The organism is Pseudomonas fragariae (ex Marin et al. 2024) (genome assembly GCF_059621105.1).
In genome coordinates this window covers 4,421,525-4,441,744 of sequence record NZ_CM184369.1, presented here as the reverse complement: position 1 = coordinate 4,441,744, position 20,220 = coordinate 4,421,525, and the positions used below count along the sequence as shown (strand labels likewise).

At 61.7% G+C, this 20,220-nt stretch carries 1 protein-coding gene; it reads left to right on the top strand.

What is annotated here, in order from left to right; genetic code table 11:
* Nucleotides 1-111: 111 nt before the first annotated feature.
* Complete coding sequence (locus tag AC54XV_RS19135; RefSeq protein WP_496717129.1) at nucleotides 112-20,139, top strand: non-ribosomal peptide synthase/polyketide synthase; 20,028 nt, start codon at nucleotides 112-114, stop codon at nucleotides 20,137-20,139.
* The last annotated feature ends 81 nt before the right edge of the window (nucleotides 20,140-20,220 follow it).

The window sequence follows — 20,220 nt, the reverse complement described above, 5'->3', positions numbered from 1 at the left end:
TGTAACTACCGAGTTCTGTGGGGAACCTGGTCAGCACTACAGGAATTCGGCAGGGCCGCGAACATCGTCACTCGGCTCCCGAAAGGATATTAAAATCAGGGATGTTTACGCATGACGTCGTCACATCAACACGTATCGAACAACTCCAATGTCTCGTATGAACTATCCTCTGTACAGCAGGGTGTCTGGCTCGGTCAGATAGCGAATTCGGACATACCGCTGTACAACATCGGCATGACGCTGGAGATCAAAGGTGATCTCGATATTCCGATGTTCGAGAAGGCTATCAAGCTCGTTGCCAAGCATAACGATGCGCTACGGCTTGCCTTGTTCCAGGAGGGTGACATAGCCCGGCAGAGGGTGCTGCCATCTGTCGATATCACACTCGCGCTCGTCGATTTTTCAGACTACGGTGACAGTGTCGAACGAGCGCAGGAATACCTTCAACACGCATTTTCCCGACCGTTCAATCCATTGGAAGGCATTCTTTGGGAGGCGCAGCTCGTACGGTGCAGTGCATCCCGTCACTACTGGCTGGGCCGCTACCATCATTTGGTCATGGACGGCGCAGGGGTGACGCTGTTTTGCCATGCAGTCGAGAAGGCCTACAACAATTTACTGGTGGGCATCGACGCGTTCGAGGAAGGCCCTTCCTACAGCGACTTCCTGGCCAAAGACCAGGCCTATCTGAATTCGCCGCGCCTGGAGCGTGACCGGTCGTTTTGGCGCGAACGTTACGCACACATACCGCCATCCCTGCTGCAGTGGTCCGGCGCCCATGCCGTGGGTTCGATGTGCAAGAGCGGTCATATTCGCTCGACGATCAAGCGTGACCTGTTCAATGCTGTGGCCGCGGTTGCCACCGAGCATGGCCTTTCTCCTGTCACGGTATTCTTTGCAGTCGTCAGTGCCTATTTTTCACGCGTCGGTGGTGCAGAAGAAGTCATCATCGGCATGCCCCTGCATAACCGCACGACGGCCCGCCAGAAGCAGACGATCGGGATGTTTTCTTCCGTCATCCCGGTCGGCGTACGGGTTGACCCCAATCGTTCCCTGCTCGAATTGATGGGCGATGTGGCCGCCGAATTGCGACGCTGCTACCGTCACGAGCACTTCCCGATTGCCGAACTGAATCGCGCTCTGAATATTGGCCATTCCAGGCGTAAGCAGATCTTCGATATAGCGCTTTCATTCGAAAAATTTGACGCAGACTTTGTCTTTGGCGGCGCCCCTTCGAAGGCGATCAGGATGTACAGCGGCTTCGATCAGACGCCGCTCTCAATCGCTATCTGCGATTACTATTCGGATGAAGACGTAGTCGTTGACTTCAACTTCAATCTGGCCTGCTTTCGCCCGGACGAAGTTGAGCGGATTCGGGACCGCATTACGCTGCTCCTGGAGTCGGTTGCCGCTCATGAATCGACGCCGATTGGCCAGCTTGCGCTTATGGGGGAAGCGGAACGCCGGCAAGTGCTTGTCGAGTTCAACGCGACACATCAGGCCTTGCAACAGGATCTATTGGTCCATCAGCTTTTCGAACAGCAAGCGCAGCAGCAGCCCCAAGCGCTTGCACTGGTCTGCGGCGACGAGCGAGTGACGTACGCGGACCTCAACGAACGCAGCAATCAGGTGGCTGATGTCTTGCTGTCGCTGGGCATTGCTCCGGACGACCGTGTAGCGATCTGTGTGGAGCGCAGTGTGGAGATGGTGGTGGGCTTGCTGGGGATTCTGAAGGCGGGCGGTGCCTACGTGCCGCTGGACCCTGGGTATCCGCCGGAGCGGTTGCGCTACATGCTGGAGGACAGCGCGCCGGTGGCGGTGCTGGTGCAGCGTACGACCCGGGACTTGCTAGGTGCGCTGGCGATGCCGGTGCTGGATCTGCAAAGCGTGAACCGGGCGGCTGAAGCCGAGCATGACTGCGTGTTGCCGACGGTCGCGCCACAGCACCTGGCTTATGTGATCTATACCTCGGGTTCGACCGGCCAGCCCAAGGGCGTGATGATCGAGCACCGCAATCTCGTGAACCTGGTGGCCTGGCATTGCGAGGCGTTCAATCTGACCCGTCGCAAGCGGGTTTCGAGCGTGGCGGGCGTCGGTTTCGATGCTTGCGTCTGGGAACTATGGCCAGCGCTGTGCGTGGGAGCCAGCCTGTCGCTGTTGCCTGGACAAGCGCTTGGCAATGATGTCGATGCGCTGCTGGGATGGTGGCGTCGGCAAGAACTGGATGTGAGCTTCTTGCCTACGCCGATTGCCGAGATTGCGTTCGCCCAAGGGATCGAGCCGGCGTCGCTGCAAACGTTGCTGATCGGTGGAGACCGGTTGCGTCAGTTTCCCAATCCGGATAGTCGGGTTGCGCTGATCAACAACTATGGTCCGACCGAGACCACGGTTGTGGCCACATCCGGTCTGATCGATGCAACGCAGTCGGTATTGCACATAGGCCGTCCGATAGCCAATACGCAGGTTTACCTGTTGGATGCGCACGGCCAGCCGGTGCCTATCGGGGTGAGCGGCGAGATTTATATCGGCGGCGCAGGGGTTGCCCGGGGTTATCTGAACAGGCCGGAACTGACGGCGGAGCGTTTTCTGGATGACCCGTTCAGTGCCGAACCGGAGGCGCGGATGTACAGGAGCGGCGATCTGGGACGCTGGTTGGCGGACGGCAACATCGAGTACCTGGAGCGCAATGACGATCAGGTCAAGCTCCGGGGAGTTCGTATCGAGCTGGGCGAGATCGAGGCGCAACTGAGACAGATCGCGGACATCAGGGACGCGGTGGTGATTGCCCAGGAGGATACGCCGGGTGAAAAGCGTCTGACGGCGTATTACACGATGCAGGAAGCTGCACAGGCGATTACGGCACAGACGTTACGTGCTGCCTTGCAGGCGAGGCTGCCGGAATACATGGTGCCGGCGGCGTATGTGAAATTGTCCGAATGGCCGCTGACACCGAACGGCAAGCTGGATCGGCGGGCATTGCCGGCGCCGGGGGACGACGCTTATGCCAGTCGTGACTACGAGGCGCCGGCAGGCGAAGTCGAGCGTGCGCTGGCGGATATCTGGCAGGAGCTGCTCGGTGTCGATCGGGCGGGGCGCAATGATCACTTCTTCGAGCTGGGTGGGCATTCGCTGCTGGCGATGAGGCTTATCTCCCTGGTCCGGCAGCGTTTGAACGTGGAGTTGGAACTGGCCGCGTTATTCGCCCATCCGCAGCTCGAGGCGCTTGCCTGCGTGGTGGCGCAGGCACAAAACAATACGCTGCCGCAGATTGTGCAAACGTCACGAGAGGCGCGACTGCCGCTGTCGTTTGCTCAGCAACGGTTGTGGTTTCTGGCGCAAATGGAAGGTGCCAGCGCTGCTTACCACATACCGGCGGGGCTGCGCATCGTCGGCGCGCTGGATGAGGCGGCCTTGCAGCGTGCGTTGAACCGCATTGTGGCGCGTCACGAAGTACTGCGCACAACGTTTGTCCAGACCGGGGATCAGGCCGTAGAGCTGTGCATCCATCCCGAGGAAACAGGCTGCCCGTTGCGCAAGTACGATCTCACGACGCATGCCGATAGCTCGAGTGAGTTGGCACGACTGATGGACGAAGAAGCCGTCGGGCGCTTCGATCTTCAGCAGGGACCGCTGATTCGAGGGAGTCTGGTTCGGCTGGGCGATGAAGACCATGTGTTGCTGTTGACGATGCACCACATCGTATCGGATGGCTGGTCGATGGGCGTGTTGACGCGCGAGTTGGGAGCACTCTACGCGAGCGGTTGCCAAGCTGAGGCAGACCCGTTGCCGCAGTTGTCGATCCAGTACGCGGACTATGCGGTGTGGCAACGAGGCTGGTTGAGCGGCGCGGTATTGCACAAGCAAAGCATCTACTGGCAGACCGCTCTACTCGATGCGCCGGCATTGCTGATGTTGCCCTCTGATCGTGTCCGTCCGGCGCAGCAGGACTATACGGGCGATGCGGTGCCCGTGGTGCTGGATGCGACGCTGAGCCACGAGCTCAAGGCGCTGAGTCGACGGCACGGCACGACCCTGTTCATGACATTGCTGGCGGGCTGGGCGACGGTATTGAGTCGTTTGTCGGGGCAGGATGAGGTGGTGATCGGTTCGCCGGTGGCGAACCGGATGAGCGCTGAGGTCGAGGGCCTGATCGGGTTTTTTGTCAATACCCTGGCGTTGCGCGTGAATGTGTCGAACGATCCGACGGTCGAGACATTGCTGAGTCGCGTCAAGGCCTGCACGCTGGAGGCGTATGAACACCAGGATCTGCCGTTCGAGCAGGTGGTGGAGTTGCTCAAGCCGGTGCGCAGCTTGTCCCATAGTCCGCTGTTCCAGGCGATGCTGTCGTGGCAGAACACGCCGCCGGCAGAACTGGCGTTGGCGGGGCTGGAGCTAACGCTGCTGGATTCGGTAGCACGCACCACCAAGTACGATGTGTCCCTCGACTTGGCGGAGGTGGAGGGACGGATCGTCGGTTCGCTGGAATATGCCACGGCGCTGTTCGACCGCGAGACGGCCCAACGCTACGTGGCGTATCTGGAACGGGTGCTGCGTGCGATGGTCGAGAACGAGCGCCAGGTTGTGGGCGCGATCGAGCTTTTGGGCGAAACCGAACGTCGGCAAGTGCTTGTCGAGTTCAACGCGACACATCATGCCTGGCAACAGGATCTATTGGTCCATCAACTTTTCGAACAGCAAGTGCAGCAGCAGCCTCAAGCGCTTGCACTGGTGTGCGGCAACGAGCGTGTGACATACGCGGACCTCAACGAACGCAGCAATCAGGTGGCTGATGTCTTGCTGTCACTGGGCATTGCTCCGGACGACCGCGTGGCGATCTGTGTGGAACGCAGTGTGGAGATGGTGGTGGGCTTGCTGGGGATCCTGAAGGCGGGCGGTGCCTACGTGCCGCTGGACCCTGGGTATCCGCCGGAGCGGTTGCGCTACATGCTGGAGGACAGCGCGCCGGTTGCGGTGCTGGTGCAGCGTACGACCCGGGACTTGCTAGGTGCGCTGACGATGCCGGTGCTGGATCTGCAAAGCGTGAACCGGGCGGCTGAAGCCAGGCATGATCGTGTGTTGCCGACGGTCACGCCACAGCACCTGGCTTATGTGATCTATACCTCGGGTTCGACCGGTCAGCCCAAGGGCGTGATGATCGAGCATCGCGCCATTGTGAACCGCCTGTTGTGGGCACAGGACCAATATCGGCTGAGTCGCGAAGACCGCGTCTTGCAAAAGACACCGTTCGGTTTTGACGTGTCGGTCTGGGAATTTTTTCTACCCTTGCTCGCGGGTGCGCAATTGGTGATCGCGCGTCCGGGAGGCCATCAGGACCCCGAGTATCTGGCCGGGTTGATCGCAGACTCGGGTGTCACGATATTGCATTTCGTACCGTCCATGTTGCAGAGCTTCCTCAATCAGGCTGGCCCGCTGGCCTGTAGCACATTGCGGCAGGTGTTCTGTAGCGGCGAGGCGTTGCCCTATAGTTTGCAAAAGCACTTCGAGCAACGCTTTGCACATGTGCAATTGCATAACCTGTATGGCCCCACTGAAGCCGCTGTCGACGTCACCTACTGGCACTGTGTGCCCGACCTGCATGCGGGGATCGTGCCGATCGGCCGGCCGGTCGCCAATACCCGGATGTACCTGCTGGACCCGCACATGCAACCGGTCCCGGTTGGCGTCTGCGGCGAGATTTATATCGCGGGTGTACAGCTCGCGCGCGGCTATTTGAATCGTGATGCGCTGACCGCAGAGCGGTTCGTGAAAGACCGTTTCAGCAACGACCCGACGGCGCGGATGTACAGGAGCGGCGATTTGGGGCGTTGGCTGGCGGACGGCAATATCGAATACCTGGGACGCAACGACGATCAGGTCAAGCTCCGTGGCTTCCGTATCGAGCTGGGCGAGATTGAGGCGCAGCTGGCTGGGTGCCCTGGTGTCGGAGAGGCGGTGGTGATTGCCCGGGAAGACACGCCGGGTGATAAGCGTCTGATCGCGTATTACACGACGCGAGAAGCTAAAGAGACTATTGCGGTGCAGACGCTACGGGCGGCCTTGCAGGCGAGTCTTCCGGAGTACATGGTGCCGGCTGCGTATGTGAAATTGCCGGGGTGGCCGCTGACACCTAACGGCAAGCTGAATCGCCGGGCGTTGCCTGTGCCGGAGGCTGACGCTTATGTGAGCCGCGGCTACGAAGCGCCGTGCGGGACGGTCGAGAGGGCGCTTGCCGAAATCTGGCAAGAGCTGCTTGGTGTCGAACGGGTGGGTCGCCACGATCACTTCTTCGAGCTGGGTGGGCATTCGCTACTGGCCGTCAGTCTGATGGGCCGGATGCGTCAAGCGGGAATGTCGGCGGATGTGCGGATGCTGTTTGCCCAGCCAACCCTTTCGGCGTTTGCCGAGGTATTGGGTAACGGTCATGAGGTGGAAGTACCCGCCAACGGAATCGTGGTCGGGTGCACACGAATTACACCGTCGATGTTACCGCTCGCGGACCTGAGCGAGGACGCCATCGAGCGGATTGTGCGTGCTGTGCCAGGCGGGACGGCGAACGTCCAGGATATCTATGCACTGGCGCCACTGCAGGAAGGGGTGTTGTTCCACCACCTTGCGTCGGTCGAGGGTGACCCCTATCTGCTAAATACGCGTTTTGCGCTGCCAAGCGAAGATCACTTGAAGGCGTTTGTGCGGGCACTTCAGGGCGTGATTGCCAGGCATGACATCTTGAGAACAGCAGTGCTGTGGGAGGGGCTTGACGAGCCGGTTCAGACAGTCTGGCGCGAAGCGCCATTGGCCGTGGAGGCGTTGGCGCTGAAGGCGGCCGACGGAGACATCGAACAGCAACTCCAGGAGCGCTTCGACCCCAGGCATTACCGGCTGGATTTGACGAAAGCGCCCTTGATGAAGATGGCTTACGCCTACGACGAAGCGAATAGTCGCTGGGTGGCGATTCTGCTGTTTCACCACATGGTGCTGGACCATATGGCGCTGGAAGTGGTGCAACATGAGGTGCAGGCGGATCTGCTGGGGCAGGCAGCCGGACTGCCGGATTCGGTACCCTATCGCAATCATGTGGCGCAGGCGCGATTGGGCGTAAGCCAAGCGGCGCATGAAGCGTTCTTCCAGGAAATGCTCGGTCAGGTGACAGAACCGACGCTGCCATTCGGGTTGCACGATGTGCAGGGCGACGGTCGGGACATCAAGCAAGCCAGGCAGGCGGTTTCCGCAGATCTGGCGGGCAGGATCCGTCGGCAAGCCAGGAGCCTGGGCGTTAGTGCTGCCAGCCTGCATCATCTGGCCTGGGCGCAGGTGCTGGGGCGCACGTCGGGCCAGGAAGACGTGGTGTTCGGTACGGTGTTGCTGGGACGCATGCAGGGTGGCGATGGTGCCGACCGCTCGTTGGGGATGTTCATCAACACCTTGCCGTTGTGCTTGAACGTCGGTGAGCAAGGTGTGCGAGAGGGGGTGAAGGCCACGCATGCCCGCCTGACCGCGCTGCTCGGTCACGAACATGCGTCGTTGGCGCTGGCGCAACGCTGCAGCGCCATTGCTCCGCCGTTGCCGCTGTTCAGCGCGCTGCTGAATTACCGCCACAGCGCCGAGCCGCAAGTCTCGGACCAGGGAGACCGCGCCTGGGGCGGAATCGAGGTCCTGGGCTGGAATGAGCGAACCAACTATCCGCTGACACTGGCTGTGGACGATCTGGGCGAGGGCTTTGCCCTGACCGTTCAAGCCACGGCGGGGATCGATCCGCAGCGGGTATGTGCTTACATGGAGACGGCGCTGGAGAGTCTGGTCGACGCGCTGGAACACTCACCTGAGTCGTTGCTACGCAGTCTGGAGATGCTGCCGCGATCCGAGCGTCAGTTGCTGCAGGAGTGGAATGCGACGGCCGTGGATTATCCGCAAGGCACCTGCGTCCATCAGTTGTTCGAAGCGCAAGTAGAAAAGACGCCAGAAGCGATTGCGCTGGTATTTGAGGCGCGCACCTTCACTTATGCGCAACTGAATGCGCGCGCCAACCAGTTGGCGCATCATCTGATCGGCCTGGGCATCGGGCCGGATGACCGGGTGGCGATCTGCGTAGAGCGCAGCCCGGAAATGGTGGTGGGCTTGCTGGGGATCCTGAAGGCGGGCGCTGCCTACGTGCCGCTGGACCCGGCGTATCCGGAGCAGCGGTTGCGCTACATGCTGGAAGACAGCGCGCCGGCGGCGGTGCTGGTGCAGAGTGCGACCCGGGCGTTGCCGGGCGAGTTGGCGGTGCCGCTGCTGGACCTGGAAGGCGGGTGCTGGGAGGCTGAGGCTGACCATGATCCAGTGGCGCGAGCCGTCAAGCCGGATCATCTGGCCTATGTGATCTATACCTCAGGCTCGAGCGGCCAACCCAAGGGCGTGTTGATCGAGCAAAGGGGCTTTCTAAACCTGATGCACTGGTATCTGGCCGAGCTGAAACTGGCTTCCGATGATGCCGTGCTGCTTGTCTCCTCCTATAGCTTCGATCTGACGCAAAAAAATATTCTCGGTCCGTTATTGGTCGGTGGAACACTGCACCTGGCCAGAGAGGCTTTCATTCCAGAGGTGCTGCTGGAGCAGATTCAACGCGAGTGTATTACCCACATCAATCTTTCACCCAGTGCGTTCAACACACTCATCGATGCAAACGATTCAAGACAGCTCGACAGCATTCGCCGGGTGGTACTGGGCGGAGAGCCTATTCAAGTCGCCAGGCTGGAAATGCTTCCCGAGCCGAGGCCCGAATTCATTAACAGTTACGGGCCTACGGAGTGTAGCGACGTGGTGGCCTGGCACAGATTGATTGACGATATCGACTGTTATCGGTCTTCGGTGTTTCCAATCGGCCGTCCGATCGCGAACACACGGATTTACCTGCTGGATGCGCACGGCCAGCCGGTACCCATCGGGGTCATTGGCGAGATTCATATCGGCGGTGCGGGGGTTGCCCGTGGCTATCTGAATCTGCCGGAACTGACGGCGGAGCGTTTTCTGGATGACCCGTTCAGTGCCGAGCCGGCGGCGCGGATGTACAGGAGCGGTGATCTGGGGCGCTGGCTGGCAGACGGCAATATCGAGTACCTGGGGCGCAGCGACGATCAGGTCAAGATTCGGGGTTTCCGTATCGAGCTGGGCGAGATCGAGTCGCAGCTGGCGGCTTGCCCTGGGGTCAGGGAGGCGGTGGTGTTGGTGCGCGAGCACCGCCCCGGCGACAAACGCCTGGTGGCGTACCTGACGGCGCGGGAAGGCGCCGTGTTGTCGGCGGCGCAGTTGCGCGAGCAGCTGTCGCAAGGGCTGGCGGAATACATGATTCCGAGTGCCTTCGTAACGCTGGCGCGTTTCCCGCTAACGCCAAACGGCAAGCTGGATCGGCGCGCATTGCCGGCGCCGGAGGACGACGCTTATGCCAGCCGTGATTACGAGGCGCCGGCAGGTGCAGTCGAACATGCGCTGGCGCAGATCTGGCAGGCGTTGCTGGGGCTGGAGCGGGTGGGTCGCCATGACCACTTCTTCGAACTGGGCGGCCATTCGTTGCTGGCGGTGCAGCTGGTGTCGCGTCTGCGTCAGCGCTTCGAAGTCGAAGTGGCGCTGCGGGATGTGTTTGCCGAGCCGACGCTGCAAGGTCTGGCACGCCAGTTGGCGAATGCCCGGCTCTCGGCGCAGACGTCGTTGACGCCGGTGGATCGCAATCTGCCATTGCCGCTGTCGTGGGCGCAACAACGCTTGTGGTTCCTCGATCAACTGGACCGTGCGGCGGGGGCTGCTTATCACATCCCGGCGGGACTGCGCTTGCGCGGCCGATTGGACAGCGAGGCCTTGCAGGCCACGCTGGACCGGATCGTGGCGCGCCACGAAACCCTGCGCACCCATTTTGCCTTGCACGAGGGCCAGGCGATCCAGGTGATCGCGCCGGAGACCCAGGGTTTCGCCCTGGCGAGCCATGACCTGCGCGCTCTGGACAGCGCGGCACAACACGAGGCCGTAGAGCGGCTCGCTCGCGAGGAGGCGCTGGCGCCGTTCGACTTGTCGAGCGGCCCGCTGATTCGCGGACGACTTGTGCAACTGTCGCAGACGGAGCACATCCTGCTGGTGACACAGCACCATATCGTTTCGGACGGTTGGTCGACGGGCGTTCTGCTGCAGGAAATCGGCATGTTGTACCGCGCCTTCAGCCAGGGTCTGGCCGACCCTCTGCCGGCACTGGCCTTCCAGTATGTCGACTACGCGGCGTGGCAGCGGCGGTGGCTGCAGGGCGAAACCCTGCAAACGCAGGTCGATTTCTGGCGGCAGCACCTGAGCGGCGCACCGGCCTTGCTGGAGCTGCCAACCGACCATCGCCGCCCACCGTTGCGCAGTTACGCAGGCGGAAGGGTGAGCCTGGCCCTGAGCCCGGCATTGACGGCAGGGTTGCGGCAGTTGGGTCAGCGTCACGGTGCGACGCTGTTCATGACCTTGCTGGCGGGCTGGTCGAGTCTGTTGAGCCGCTTCAGCGGGCAGGACGATGTGGTGATCGGCACGCCGGTGGCGAATCGTCCGCGCAGCGAACTGGAGTCGCTGATCGGCTTCTTCGTCAACACACTGGCGCTGCGCATCCGGCCGCAAGGGGGCCTGAGCGTGGCGGCGTTGCTGGAGCAGGTCAAGGCGGTCATGCTGGCGGCGCATGCGCATCAGGACCTGCCGTTCGAGCAGGTGGTGGAGGCGCTGCAGCCCCCGCGCAGCCTGGGCCATAGCCCGATCTTCCAGGTCATGCTGGCGCTGAACAACACCCCGGGCGGCGGCGAACTCAGCCTGCCGGAGCTGAGCCTGGAGCCGCTGCAAGCACCGCACACGACGGCCCAGTTCGACCTGTCGCTTGCGCTGGTCGAGGCGGATGGCGGGTTGATCGGCTCTCTGGAATACGCGAGCGATCTGTTCGAACTTGCGACGATCGAGCGGATGGCGGGGCACCTGCAGGTACTTCTGGAAGGCATGGTGGCGGATGACCAGCAAGCGGTCGCAGAACTGCCGCTGCTGTCCTGCGAGCAACGTCGGCAGGTACTGGAGTCGTTCAACGATACGGCAGCGGCCTACCCGGCGGAAAAATTGCTCCATCAACTGTTCGAGGAGCAGGCGGCGCAACAACCGGATGCCTTGGCGGTGGTTGATGAAACCGCAAGCCTGACCTATGGCGAACTCAACGCCCGGGCGAATCGACTGGCACATTATCTGATCGGCCTGGGTATCCAGCCGGATGATCGGGTCGCGATCTGTGCGCAGCGCAGCCTGGAAATGGTGGTGGGCTTGCTGGGTATTCTGAAGGCGGGCGGTGCGTATGTGCCGCTGGACCCTGGGTATCCGCCTGAGCGGTTGCGCTACATGCTGGAAGACAGCGCGCCGGTAGCAGTGCTGGTGCAAGAGGCTCTGCAGGAATGCCTGCCGGCGGTGAATGTGCCGCAGGTCGTGTTGGACAGCGTGGACCTGTCCTCAGGGACCGGTGGGCTGCCGTGTGGCAATCCGGATCTTGATGCCCTGGAGCTGACGTCGAGAATGCCGGCTTATGTGATGTATACATCCGGCTCCTCGGGAGTGCCGAAGGGCGTGCTGATTGAGCACCGCAGTGTGCTGCGTCTGGTTATCAATAATCCTTATGCCAGGATCACCACAGAGGATTGCGTTGCGCATGGCGCCAATACGGCCTTCGACGCTTCGACCTGGGAAATCTGGAGTGCGCTGCTCAATGGGGCGAAACTGTTGGTTGTGTCTCAGGCGACGCTGCTCAATCCCGCGCGCTTGAACCATGTATTGATTGAAGGTGGCGTGACCGCTTTATGGTTGACTGCTGGATTGTTCAATGAATATGTCGATGTACTCGCCGTTGCCTTCTCAAAGCTGCGATATCTCCTGGTCGGTGGGGATGTGCTCGATCCAGTGAGCGTTGCGAAGGTTTTGTCCCGCGCCCATCGCCCGAGGCATCTGATCAATGGCTATGGACCAACGGAAACAACGACCTTTGCCAGCACCTATGAGATCCATGCGCTGTCCGACAATTCGCGCTCGATTCCTATTGGCCGCCCCATCGGCAACACACGCATTTACCTATTGGATGCACACGGCCAGCCGGTGCCCATCGGGGTCAGCGGCGAGATTCATATCGGCGGTGCGGGGGTTGCCCGGGGTTATCTGAATCTGCCGGAATTGACGGCGGAGCGTTTCCTGGACGACCCGTTCAGTGCCGAGCCGGCGGCGCGGATGTACAGAAGCGGCGATCTGGGACGCTGGCTGGCGGACGGCAATATCGAGTACCTGGGGCGCAACGACGATCAGGTCAAGCTCCGCGGCTTCCGTATCGAGCTGGGCGAGATCGAGTCGCAGCTGGCGGCTTGCCCCGGAGTCAGGGAGGCGGTAGTGCTGGTACGCGAGCACCGTCCCGGCGACAAACGCCTGGTGGCGTACCTGACGGCGCAGGAAAGTGTCGAGTTGTCGGCGGCACAGCTGCGTGAGCAACTGTCGCAAGGGCTGGCGGAGTACATGATCCCGAGTGCCTTTGTAACGCTGGCGCGTTTCCCGCTAACGCCGAACGGCAAGCTGGATCGTCGGGCATTGCCGGCGCCGGAGGACGGCGCTTATGCCAGTCGTGGTTACGAGGCGCCTGCTGGTGAAATCGAGCATGCGCTGGCAGAGATCTGGCAGGCGTTGCTGGGGCTGGAGCGGGTAGGGCGTCATGACCACTTCTTCGAACTGGGCGGCCATTCGTTGCTGGCGGTGCAGCTGGTTTCGCGTCTGCGTCAGCGCTTCGAAGTCGAAGTGGCACTGCGGGATGTGTTTGCCGAGCCGACGCTGCAAGGTCTGGCACGTCAGGTGGCGAACGCCCGGCTATCGGCGCAGACGCCGCTGACGTCGTTGACGCCGGTGGATCGCGATCTGCCATTGCCGCTGTCGTGGGCGCAGCAGCGCTTGTGGTTCCTCGATCAACTGGACCGGGCGGCGGGAGCCGCTTATCACATCCCGGCGGGGCTGCGCTTGCGCGGCCGATTGGACAGCGAGGCCTTGCAGGCCACGCTGGAGCGGATCGTGGCGCGCCACGAAGCACTGCGCACCCATTTTGCCTTGCACGAGGGCCAGGCGATTCAGGTGATCGCGCCGGCAACTCAAGGGTTCGCCCTGGTCACTCATGACCTGCGCGCTCTGGACAGCGCAGCGCAACACGAGGCGGTGGAGCGGCTCGCTCGCGAGGAGGCGCTGGCGCCGTTCGACTTGTCGAGCGGCCCGCTGATTCGCGGACGACTTGTGCAACTGTCGCAGACGGAGCACATCCTGCTGGTGACACAGCACCATATCGTTTCGGACGGTTGGTCAACGGGCGTTCTGCTGCACGAAATCGGCATGTTGTACCGCGCCTTCAGCCAGGGGCTGGCCGACCCTCTGCCGGCACTGGCCTTCCAGTATGTCGACTACGCGGCGTGGCAGCGGCAATGGTTGCAGGGCGAAACCCTGCAAACGCAGGTCGATTTCTGGCGGCAGCACCTGAGCGGCGCACCGGCCTTGCTGGAGCTGCCAACCGACCATCGCCGCCCACCGTTGCGCAGTTACGCAGGTGGAAGGGTGAGCCTGGCCCTGAGCCCGGCATTGACGGCGGGGTTGCGACAGTTGGGCCAGCGTCACGGTGCGACGCTGTTCATGACCTTGCTGGTGGGCTGGTCGAGTCTGTTGAGCCGCTTCAGCGGGCAGGATGATGTGGTGATCGGCACGCCGGTGGCGAATCGTCCGCGCAGCGAACTGGAGTCGCTGATCGGCTTCTTCGTCAACACACTGGCGCTGCGCATCAGGCCGGAAGGGCGCCTGAGCGTGGCGGCGTTGCTGGAGCAGGTCAAGGCGGTCATGCTGGCGGCGCATGCGCATCAGGACCTGCCGTTCGAGCAGGTGGTCGAGGCGCTGCAACCCCCGCGCAGCCTGGGCCATAGCCCGATCTTCCAGGTCATGCTGGCGCTGAACAACACCCCGGGCGGCGGCGAACTCAGCCTGCCGGAGCTGAGCCTGGAGCCGCTGCAAGCGCCGCACACGACGGCCCAGTTCGACCTGTCGCTTGCGCTGGTCGAGGCGGATGGCGGTTTGATCGGCTCTCTGGAATACGCGAGCGATCTGTTCGAACGTGCGACGATCGAGCGGATGGCGGGGCACCTGCAGGTGCTCCTGGAAGGCATGGTGGCGGATGACCAGCAATCGGTCGCAGAACTGCCGCTGCTGTCCTGCGAGCAACGTCGGCAGGTGTTGGAGTCGTTCAACGATACGGCAGCGGCCTACCCGGCGGAAAAATTGCTCCATCAACTGTTCGAGGAGCAGGCGGCGCAACAACCGGATGCCTTGGCGGTGGTTGATGAAACCGCAAGCCTGACCTATGGCGAACTCAATGCCCGGGCGAATCGACTGGCACATTATCTGATCGGCCTGGGTATCCAGCCGGATGATCGGGTCGCGATCTGTGCGCAACGCAGCCTGGAAATGGTGGTGGGCTTGCTGGGGATTTTTAAGGCAGGTGGTGCATATGTGCCGCTTGACCCTGCGTATCCGGAGCAGCGGTTGCGCTACATGCTTGAGGACAGCGCACCGGTGGCGGTGCTGATGCAGGCCGAGACCCGGAGGTTACTGGGCGAGTTGGCGGTGCGGACGCTCGATCTGCAAGAGGGCGACTGGGAGGTTGAACCTGAACACAATCCCGTGGTGCCGGCCATCACGCCGCAGCACCTGGCCTATGTGATTTATACCTCGGGTTCCTCCGGTAAACCCAAAGGCGTGGGCGGTCCACATCAGGCCATGGTTAACCGTCTTTACTGGATGCATAACACTTTCGGTGGTCAGCGACTCGAAAAGCATGCACAAAAAACGTCGATCAGTTTTCTCGATTCGGTGACTGAAACGCTGATGCCCTTACTGTTTGGCGCGCAACTGCATATCGTGTCGCCGCTGGCCTCCAGGGATCCGCTACAGCTATGGCAGGCGGTTACAGAGCATCAGTTGACCCGTCTGGTTCTTGTCCCTTCACTGCTGGAAGAACTGTCGAGAATAGAGAACCGACAAGTTTCGCCAGAAAAGCGGCTGATCGTTTGCAGTGGCGAGGTGTTTTCGTCCTCCCTGCTTGCTCGCACTCGCGCCTGGTTACCTTCGGCCACGATACTGAATTTCTACGGTTCGTCGGAAGCGGCGGGTGACTCTACTTTTTACCTGTGCGACAGCGCTGTTCAAGCGGGTCATTCACTTCCGATAGGCCGTCCGATCGCGAATACACGGATTTACCTGCTGGATGCACATGGCCAGCCGGTACCGATCGGGGTCATTGGCGAGATCCATATCGGCGGTGCGGGGGTTGCCCGTGGCTATCTGAATATGCCGGAACTGACGGCGGAGCGGTTCCTGGACGACCCATTCAGTGCCGAGCCGACAGCGCGGATGTACAGGAGCGGCGATCTGGGGCGCTGGCTGGCGGACGGCAATATCGAGTACCTGGGGCGCAACGACGATCAGGTCAAGCTCCGGGGTTTCCGTATCGAGCTGGGCGAGATTGAGTCGCAGCTGGCGGCTTGCCCCGGGGTCAGGGAGGCGGTGGTAGTGGCGCGCGAGCACCGTCCCGGCGACAAACGCCTGGTGGCGTACCTGACGGCGCAGGAAGGCGCCGTGTTGTCGGCGGCGCAGTTGCGCGAGCAGCTGTCGCAAGGGCTGGCGGAATACATGATTCCGAGTGCCTTCGTAACGCTGGCGCGTTTCCCGCAAACGCCGAGCGGCAAGCTGGATCGTCGGGCATTGCCGGCGCCGGAGAACGACGCTTATGCCAGCCGTGATTACGAGGCGCCGGCAGGTGAAGTCGAGCATGCGCTGGCGGAGATCTGGCAGGCGTTGCTGGGGCTGGAACGTGTGGGTCGTCATGACCACTTCTTCGAGCTGGGTGGCCATTCTTTACTGGCGGTGCAACTGGTTTCGCGTCTGCGTCAGCGCTTCGAAGTCGAGGTAGCACTGCGGGATGTGTTCGCCGAGCCGACGCTGCAAGGTCTGGCACGTCAGGTGGCGAACGCCCGGCTCTCGGCGCAGACGCCGTTGACGCTGGTCGACCGCGATCTGCCATTGCCGCTGTCGTGGGCGCAGCAGCGCTTGTGGTTCCTTGATCAACTGGATCGGGCGGCGGGAGCCGCCTATCACATCCCGGCGGGGCTGCGCTTGCGCGGCCGATTGGACAGCGAGGCCTTGCAGGCCACGCTGGACCGGATCGTGGCGCGCCACGAAACCCTGCGCACCCATTTTGCCTTGCACGAGGGTCAGGCGATCCAGGTGATCGCGCCGGAGACCCAGGGTTTCGCCCTGGTCACTCATGACCTGCGCGCTCTGGACAGCGCGGTACAGCACAAGACGCAAGACGAGACGCAACCCGAGGCCGTAGAGCGGCTCGCTCGCGAGGAGGCGCTGGCGCCGTTCGACTTGTCGAGCGGCCCGCTGATCCGCGGGCGGCTTGTGCAACTGTCGCAGACGGAGCACATCCTGCTGGTGACGCAGCACCATATCGTTTCGGACGGTTGGTCGACGGGCGTTCTGCTGCACGAAATCGGCATGTTGTACCGTGCCTTCAGCCAGGGGCTGGCCGATCCTCTGCCGGCACTGGCCTTCCAGTATGTCGACTACGCGGCGTGGCAGCGGCGGTGGCTGCAGGGCGAAACCCTGCAAACGCAGGTCGATTTCTGGCGGCAGCACCTGAGTGGCGCACCGGCCTTGCTGGAGCTGCCAACCGACCACCGTCGCCCACCGTTGCGCAGTTACGCAGGCGGAAGGGTGAGCCTGGCCCTGAGCCCGGCATTGACGGCAGGGTTGCGGCAGTTGGGTCAGCGTCACGGTGCGACGCTGTTCATGACCTTGCTGGCGGGCTGGTCGAGTCTGTTGAGCCGTTTCAGCGGGCAGGACGATGTGGTGATCGGCACGCCGGTGGCAAATCGTCCGCGCAGCGAACTGGAGTCGCTGATTGGCTTCTTCGTCAACACACTGGCGCTGCGCATCCGGCCGCAAGGGGGCCTGAGCGTGGCGGCGTTGCTGGAGCAGGTCAAGGCGGTCATGCTGGCGGCGCATGCGCATCAGGACCTGCCGTTCGAGCAGGTGGTGGAGGCGTTGCAACCACCGCGCAGCCTGGGTCATAGCCCGATCTTCCAGGTCATGCTGGCGCTGAACAACACCCCGGGCGGCGGCGAACTCAGCCTGCCGGAGCTGAGCCTGGAGCCGCTGCAAGCACCGCACACGACGGCCCAGTTCGACCTGTCGCTTGCGCTGGTCGAGGCGGATGGCGGGTTGATCGGCTCTCTGGAATACGCGAGCGATCTGTTCGAGCGTGCGACGATCGAACGGATGGCGGGGCACCTGCAGGTACTTCTGGAAGGCATGGTGGCGGATGACCAGCAAGCAGTCGGACAACTGCCGCTGCTGTCCTGCGAGCAACGTCGGCAGGTATTGGAATCGTTCAACGATACGGCAGCGGCCTACCCGGCGGACACGTTGCTCCATCAACTGTTCGAGGAGCAGGTGGCACAACAACCGGATGCCCCCGCGGTGGTCGATGAAACCGGAAGTCTGACCTATGGCGAACTCAATGCCCGGGCGAATCGACTGGCACATTATCTGATCGGCCTGGGTATCCAGCCGGATGATCGGGTTGCGATCTGTGCGCAGCGCAGCCTGGAAATGGTGGTGGGCTTGCTGGGTATTCTGAAGGCGGGCGGTGCGTATGTGCCGCTGGACCCTGGGTATCCGCCTGAGCGATTGCGCTACATGCTGGAAGACAGCGCGCCGGTAGCAGTGCTGGTGCAGGGCGAGACCCGGACGTTGCTGGGCGAGTTGGCAGTGCCGACGTTCGATCTGCAAGATGCCGACTGGGAGGTTGAGGCTGACCACAATCCCGTGGTACCGGCCATCACGCCGCAGCACCTGGCCTATGTGATCTATACCTCGGGTTCCACTGGTAAACCCAAAGGCGTGGCCAACCAGCATGACGGCGTCGTCAACCGGTTGTGGTGGGCGCAGAGCGAATACCGGATTGGAGCCGACGATCGTGTCTTGCAGAAGACGCCCTTCGGCTTCGATGTATCGGTCTGGGAGATCTTCCTGCCTCTGCTGACCGGGGCACAACTGGTCATGGCCCGCCCCGGCGGGCATCAAGACCCTCACTACCTGATGGAGGTGATCGAGCGCCGAAGCATCAGCATGCTGCACTTTGTTCCTTCCATGCTGCAGGCCTTCGTCAATCAGACGCCAGCAGGCCGGTGTTCGACGCTCAAGCGAGTACTTTGCAGTGGTGAAGCGCTGCCGCATGCTTTGCTATTGCAAGGCCAGGCACATTTCCCGAAAAGCGAGTTGCACAATCTTTACGGCCCCACCGAAGCAGCCATTGACGTTACTGCATGGCATTACGTGGCAGAGCAGGATATCGGTATCGTTCCGATCGGCCGTCCGATAGCAAATACACAGATTTACCTGTTGGATGCGCACGGCCAGCCGGTACCCATCGGGGTCAGCGGCGAGATCCATATCGGCGGTATTGGGGTTGCCCGTGGTTATCTGAATCGGCCGGAATTGACGGCGGAGCGTTTCCTGGAGGATCCGTTCAGTGCCCAGCCGGCGGCGCGGATGTACAGGAGCGGCGATCTGGGGCGCTGGCTGGCAGACGGCAATATCGAGTACCTGGGGCGTAACGACGATCAGGTCAAGCTCCGGGGCTACCGTATCGAACTGGGCGAGATCGAGTCGCAGCTTGCGGGTTGCCCCGGGGTCAGGGAGGCGGTAGTGCTGGCGCGCGAGCACAGTCCCGGAGACAAACGCCTGGTGGCGTATTTGACGGCGCAGGAAGGCGCCGTATTGTCGGCGACGCAGTTGCGCGAGCAACTGTCGCAAGGGCTGGCGGAGTACATGATCCCGAGTGCCTTTGTAACGCTGGCGCGTTTCCCGCTAACGCCGAACGGCAAGCTGGATCGACGGGCATTGCCAGCACCGGAGGATGACGCTTATGCCAGTCGTGGTTACGAGGCGCCGGTAGGTGAAATCGAACATGCGCTGGCGGAGATCTGGCAGGCATTGCTGGGGCTGGAGCGGGTGGGTCGCCATGACCACTTCTTCGAACTGGGCGGGCATTCGCTGCTGGCAGTGCAACTGGTTTCGTGCCTGCGTCAGCGCTTCGAGGTCGAAGTGGCGTTAGGCGATCTGTTCATGCACCCGACAATCTGTGAACTTGCCGCGTCTTGCCATAGCGGTTTGAACAAGGCTCTGCATCCGAATCTGACCACCCTTCGCAAAGAGGGGGCTCAACATCCTTTGTTCCTCATTCATGAAGGCTCAGGGGATATCGGCTATGCCCAACAGTTGGCAAAGCAAATTCCCTCTGACATTCCGGTGTATGGATTTTCGGCGAGCGGACTGCAAAGTGGAGAGGAACACCTCACCACTATCGAGGCAATGGCCTCACGCTACATTGAGGGTATCCGCCATATACAGCCACAGGGGCCGTATCGCGTGGCCGGCTGGTCTGCCGGGGGAACGATCGCCTATGAAATTGCCCATCAACTGACAGGGGCCGGTGCTACGGTAGAATTCCTCGGGCTTGTCGACACCACCAGCGACTATCGGCATTTGTTTGATACGCAGGAGGGTGGGTACGCTCATCTCGATGAGAGGCCGGATTTCGACGAGATCGAAGCCTTGTTGAGACTTCTGCCGCGTGATGTACGCCAGGGGCCTGTCAGACACTTGGCTGCTGCTCGGGATTTCGAGGCCTTGTTGGCTTATACGCAAGTTCAAGGTCTGCTTCCTGAAGGTATAGAGAGTGATCTTGCAAAAAGATACCTGGTACTGATCCGCAGTATCGGTCTGGCGCTCTACCGTTACAGGCCGCCCGCGCTACCGGTGCGTGTCACTTTATTCTCAGCAATGGGAGAAAACCGTAGTGATATCAGCATTGGTTGGGAGGCGCTGATGCCCAAGGAGCAGTTGCAAGTCATCTCCATCATGGGAACTCATCACTCCATGGTGAAAGAGCCCGACATTCGCGAGCTGGGGCGGGCGATCCTTGAGGCAGTTACCAATAAGGGGAGGGCCAGCCAAACCAGATTGTCTTTGGAAACCGTTTAGTTTCGTTTGACCTTCCCTCTGCCATCACCCGTCGTCCTGGTCTTTGCCGTCTGGGATGATGGCCGAGAGGCAGGTCAGGCA

Coding starts and splice junctions, on each gene's coding strand:
- AC54XV_RS19135 (WP_496717129.1), top strand. CDS start 112: ATGACGTCGTCACATCAACACGTATCGAACAACTCCAATGTCTCGTAT.